The organism is Paenibacillus sp. AR247, assembly GCF_002968895.1.
Lineage (GTDB): Bacteria > Bacillota > Bacilli > Paenibacillales > Paenibacillaceae > Paenibacillus_AQ > Paenibacillus_AQ favisporus.
Window position 1 is genome coordinate 760,890 of record NZ_PCZT01000009.1, and the last position, 5,252, is coordinate 766,141.

The 5,252-nt window shown below is 52.4% G+C and carries 4 protein-coding genes and 1 pseudogene; 2 read left to right on the forward strand and 3 right to left on the reverse strand.

Annotated features, from left to right (window positions below):
• A partial coding sequence (locus CPT76_RS11545; RefSeq protein WP_483870044.1) for a glycoside hydrolase family 16 protein occupies window positions 1-406 on the reverse strand: 406 nt, incomplete at its 3' end.
• A 692-nt stretch (window positions 407-1,098) separates the two neighbouring features.
• Between CPT76_RS11545 and pdxR the strand changes: the two are divergent.
• Window positions 1,099-2,426: pseudogene (pdxR, locus tag CPT76_RS11555) on the forward strand (MocR-like pyridoxine biosynthesis transcription factor PdxR).
• 48 nt (window positions 2,427-2,474) lie between these two features.
• On the opposite strand, the gene CPT76_RS36635 reads toward pdxR, so the two are convergent.
• Window positions 2,475-3,476, reverse strand: coding sequence for a VanW family protein (locus tag CPT76_RS36635; RefSeq protein WP_105443021.1), 1,002 nt, complete (start codon window positions 3,474-3,476; stop codon window positions 2,475-2,477).
• A gap of 39 nt (window positions 3,477-3,515) precedes the next feature.
• On the opposite strand from CPT76_RS36635, the gene CPT76_RS11565 reads away from it, so the two are divergent.
• The gene (locus tag CPT76_RS11565; protein ID WP_105443022.1) at window positions 3,516-4,742 is read left to right on the forward strand and encodes an epoxide hydrolase family protein; all 1,227 of its coding nucleotides are present in this window, start codon (window positions 3,516-3,518) and stop codon (window positions 4,740-4,742) included.
• Window positions 4,743-4,803: 61 nt separating this feature from the next.
• Here CPT76_RS11565 and CPT76_RS11570 read toward each other — a convergent pair.
• Window positions 4,804-5,252, reverse strand: a 449-nt coding sequence (locus CPT76_RS11570) for a formylglycine-generating enzyme family protein (RefSeq protein ID WP_146116295.1), incomplete at its 5' end; no start/stop codon positions are given.

Sequence of the window (5,252 nt, forward strand, 5' to 3'; positions counted from 1 at the left end):
GTTGCTGCCCAGCATCCAGAACGCCGGCCGACAGCCCTTGTCCGGAAGGCAGCTTGATCCTAGCCTCTATTTTGCCATAGGTAAAGGATTTCAGGTTTTGCGTTTTGATACGTGCCGAAGTGTAGTTCATTCCGCCGTAAGATTCTTTTCTTGCCGTAATCACCAGATTTCCTCCGGTAACCTGCAAGTTCTGCGACCGGTCCGTATAGTATTGAAGCTCGTTGTTTCCCCATCCGCCGCTGCCCGTGCCGATCTCCGGAGTCCAATTGGAACGGTTCAGCGCGGTTCCGTCAAATTCATCGCTCCATACCAGCTTCCAGTTCGGAGCCGCACTCACCTGTTTGACAGGAAATAAAGCAATCAAAAGACTGACCATGATGATTCCGCATAATCCTTTTTTCAGCATCTTGTTCCCTCCTCATCAAATTGGGAAAACGTCATAGACACTATAAGGAAAATCAGACCTGCATCATTAAAGAGCCCGCCTTTGGGACGTTAATCACCTCGCTTTATGCTTGGTATGGGACAGCGGCAGGGAAATCTAGAAGTCTCAATCTACTAAAGCAAGCGCTTACATTGCTAGTATATCCGTTTTGGATAACATTAACAACCTTTATTTATATTTATTTACAATTCATTCATCATTTACCTCTGTTTTATCACTTGATCAAAATCACAATAATTATAGCTGCCGCAACGATGCTAATTACGTAGAAGCCTAGAAGCCTTAAACCATTTTTTGCCCGTATCCTGGAAGTATTGTGGATTTTGTTCTTTATTGCTTTGGGATTGTCCAATTCTCATCGTTGCGAAGAGTCCCCATATTAATACGATCACAGCAAAAACCATCAGCCAGACCATGCTGTTCACCCGCCCGTCAAGTAGATTTGTTGCAGTTTCATTATAATCACCGTCGGACGTGAACACACCAGCCATTGCAATCGTTCCCTGACCATCCATTTCACTAAATGAAACGGGCCGTGTTCATGAAAACGCAAAACTTTCGGTGAGAAAAGACAGAAATCGTTAAGCGAATAAGTTATATTGGAAAGGATGATAAAAATGTGTCGTAATTGTTGTTCGAGGAAGTGAAAACGTATGTGGGGTCTTGACCGAGAAAGTAAAAAACCATTATATCAGCAGATCGCCGACCATATCGAGCGGCGAATTTCGTTTGGGGAATTTCCGCCCGGCAGCCTGCTGCCTTCAGAAAGGAAATTGGCAGAGCAGATCGGCGTAAACCGGAGCACGGTCGTACAAGCTTTTGCGGAACTCCGTTCGCTCGGGATCATCGAAAGCCGTTCCGGCAGCGGAACTCGGGTGAGCCAGTTTAAGTGGGGCGCTTCACCGAAACATACACCAAATTGGAACAGGTATGCCGAAGGCGGGAGCTTTCTTCCGAACCTTCCGTTTCTCCGGAGAATTCGGGAAGCTCTGAGCCAGGATCCCTCCCTCAGGGATATATCCCGCTCCGGCAAGCTCTCGTTCGATATTTGGCCGAATACCGCGGGGTTCAGGCGACGGAATCATCCATCCTCATTACATCCGGGTCTCAGCAGTCCTTATTTTTAATTACGCAATGCCTGCTGTCCCCTGGCGACGCCGTTGCTATAGAGGACCCATCGTATTATTATTCGCTGCCGATGTTCCAGTCGGCGGGACTGCGGATCTTCCGGCTTCCCGTAGATCAGGACGGCATGAGGCCGGAAGAAATTCGTGGACTGTACAAAAAACACCGCATCAAGATGATATTTACGAATCCGAATTTTCAAAATCCTACCGGTACGCTGCTTGCCGACGACAGGCGCCACAAGCTCCTTCAAACCGCAAGCGAGCTCGGACTGCCGATCATCGAAGACGATCCTTACAGCCTAACCGATTACGAAGGCTTACCACGCATGCCTTTAAAATCAATAGATACGTCCGGGTCTGTCATTTACATCGGATCCTTCTCCAAAATCGCCGCTTCGGGACTGCGGATCGGTTGGATGGTTGCCCCGAATTCCGTCGTGCAGAGATTGGCGGATGCCAGGCAGCAGATGGATTTTGGACTTAGCGTCATTCCCCAGCAGGTCGCGGCGCAGTTTTTGGAATCGGACTTTTTTGAACCTCATCTCGGCCGCCTGCGGACAAATCTGATGTATAAGCGCGATCTTCTGATCGAAGCGCTGCGGAAGGAACTGCCGGGGGAGATTCAATTCCATATTCCGAAAGGCGGTCATCATTTGTGGTGCAAGCTGTCCGAACCAGTCAATGACGCGAAGCTGCTGGAAGCAGCGATCCGGAATGGTGTCGTATTCGTGCCTGGAAGCGTGTACGGTTCGGATGCCGGATTCGTCCGGTTTACGTTCGCGCGTGCAAAGACGGAATGCATTGGACAAGGCATCGCCGGATTTGCCCGTGCGCTGCACAGTTTAAGGAATTAACTTGTTTCCGTTTGGACTATGAAAGCTGCTTCAAGGCAAGCCTGTGGCCTAATTTTTCTTCTGATGGCCGGGGCTTTGGCTTGCGGTGATGTCGCGCACCTCTTCCGGCAGTTGATGAGATATGCTGGGGACCTTTTTCGGGAAGTATTCGATCACATCAGACGACAAAATGGACACAGCCATGCTGCCGCTACCCGCAAACGCGCGAAGAAGGACCGGCTGGTTGTACGCGTTCTCAAAAACAAAATCCGGTCCGCCCCAGCTTACGGTTGCATCTCTGCCCGATGGCACATAGGGAACGTGACGGCTGTGGGAATATCGCTGAACGATTTTCAGCCCGGCGCGATCGGCGGCATTAAACAAGGTGGAGGATACCTGACAGATGCCGCCCCCTACGCCTTCAGATAATTCTCCCCGCACAATGACGGCGGCCCGGCGGTATCCTCTGCCGGTCGTTCGTATGCCGACTACCCGGTTAAACGAGAACCGTTCACCAGGAAAGATGACCGTACCGTCAATCGCTTCGGCCGCCAGAGCAATATTATGCGAGCGGTCTCGGTTGCCGGCGTTGTAGTAAGTAATATAATAACCGATTTGCTTCGAACGCAAAGACGCGAGCAGTTCCGTATCGACCTTCGGATATACCGGGTACGTCGGAACCTCAATCACGGCCGCCCCGCTCGTTTCGTACAGATACGCATAATACTTCATTAAACCCACAACAGTCCGATGCGCCTGACAGAACTGACTGCCACGGAGCAGGTAACCCAGTCGGCGATCACGCAAATTGTAATCAAGCTGGAGAGGGACGGGCTCGTCGAACGAAGATCCGATCCAAATGACGGCCGCGTTGTTCTCGTGCATATTACCCCCCAGGGAGCTAACGTGATCGATTCCCGGCGCCTGGAACGGATCGGTCGGATTGCCGGTTTTGCGGAACATCTCACGACGGAAGAAAGACAGACGATAGCTGACGCCATCCCGGCATTGAGGCGCCTGGTCGAAATTGCTGGCGACGCTTAGCGGATTTTTCTCGCTTGAACCGTTCACCTTTTCGTCGGCTCCAAATCACGTCAGAGGAGGATCACTATGTCCCATGCCGAATTTCCGTTTAAAGCAAGTCCCATCCATGTTTCCGAAGAGGTACTGAACGATCTGAACCGTCGTCTTACCTCCGTCAGATGGCCCCTGGATGCAGGCAACGAAGACGGTTACTACGGCGTACGCCGTGACGAACTGAAATCGCTCGTCGATTACTGGATTCACGAATTCGACTGGCGTAAATCCGAGAAGGCGATCAACGCCTATGAGCATTATCAGGTCAAAGTCAACGGTGTGCCTGTCCATTTTATGCGCAAGCCCGGAGTCGGGCCAAACCCGGTTCCCCTCATTTTATCCCATGGCTGGCCATGGACGTTCTGGCATTGGTCCAAAGTGGTGGATCCGCTCGCTGATCCGGGGGCGCATGGAGGTGATCCCTCCGACGCTTTTGATGTCATTGTCCCTTCGCTGCCGGGTTTCGGCTTCTCTGCTCCGCCTCCCGACCACCCGGACATGAACTTCTGGAAGATGGCCGATCTTTGGCACACACTCATGACGGACATGCTCGGATATGAGAAGTATGCTGCTGCCGGATGTGATGTCGGCGCGCTGATCACTGGTCAGCTAGGGCATAAATACGGAGCCGAGCTGTATGGTATTCATATCGGTTCGGCACTCAAACTGGACTTCTTTAACGGGGAACGCGCCTGGGATTATACCGGCGGACGTCCGATTCCGGATGACCTGCCTGAGGAGATCCGGAAACAATTACTGGAGCTGGACCGCCGGTTTGCTTCGCATCTTGCCGTGCACGTTCTGGATCCAGGCACGCTCGCTTACGGCCTCAGCGATTCACCTGTCGGCATGATGGCCTGGATTCTTGAACGCTGGATCAAGTGGAGCGACAACAAAGGCAGCATTGAAAGGGTGTTCTCCAAGGACGATCTGCTGACGCACGCCACGATTTTCTGGGTCAATAATGCCATCGAAACGTCGATGCGCGTCTATGCCAATAACAACCGGTATCCTTGGGAGCCCTCCCATTCACGCCAGCCTGTTATCGAAGCGCCGACCGGCATCACTTTCGTGGGATACGAAAATCCGCCGGGGGTGACGACCGATCAACGCGTGGAGCATTTTCTCAAGACCGACCGAGCTGCATGGTACAACCATGTGAACATTACTGCCCACGAAGAAGGAGGACACTTTATACCGTGGGAAGTGCCGGAGCTGTGGGTTCAAGATTTACGCCGGACCTTTCACGGCCGCCGGTAACGGAAGAAGGACCACCCTTATTGGGTGGCCCTTCTCTTATGATTCTAATAGGACAGGCAGCTTATCCGAATGACCGATGCCCATCTCCGTTATGGGAGAAAATCGAGCGGGCCAGTCGAAATCCGAGATCGTCGATCTGAAACGTCGGGTGGCTGCGCCGACGGCATGTCGCTCCGCAGCCTCTTGCTTCTTCCGCCCAGCTGCCTCCCCGGAATATGCGGTAGGATCCGTATACCTCTTCGTCATACAGATCCCAGCACCATTCCCACACATTTCCAAGCATGTCGTATAACCCCCACGCATTCGGCAGTTTGCCTCCGACTTCATGCGTCATGCCATCGGAATTCTCCTGGAACCAGGCGACTTCTTCTAATTCGCCGTACCGGTAGCCTTGAGAGCCTGCTTTACATGCATGCTGCCATTCGGCCTCCGTAGGCAGACGATAGCCGTCCGCTTTCCGGTTCCAGACGACTCGCTCGCCCTCTTCGTCAATCTCATAACAAGGCTCCA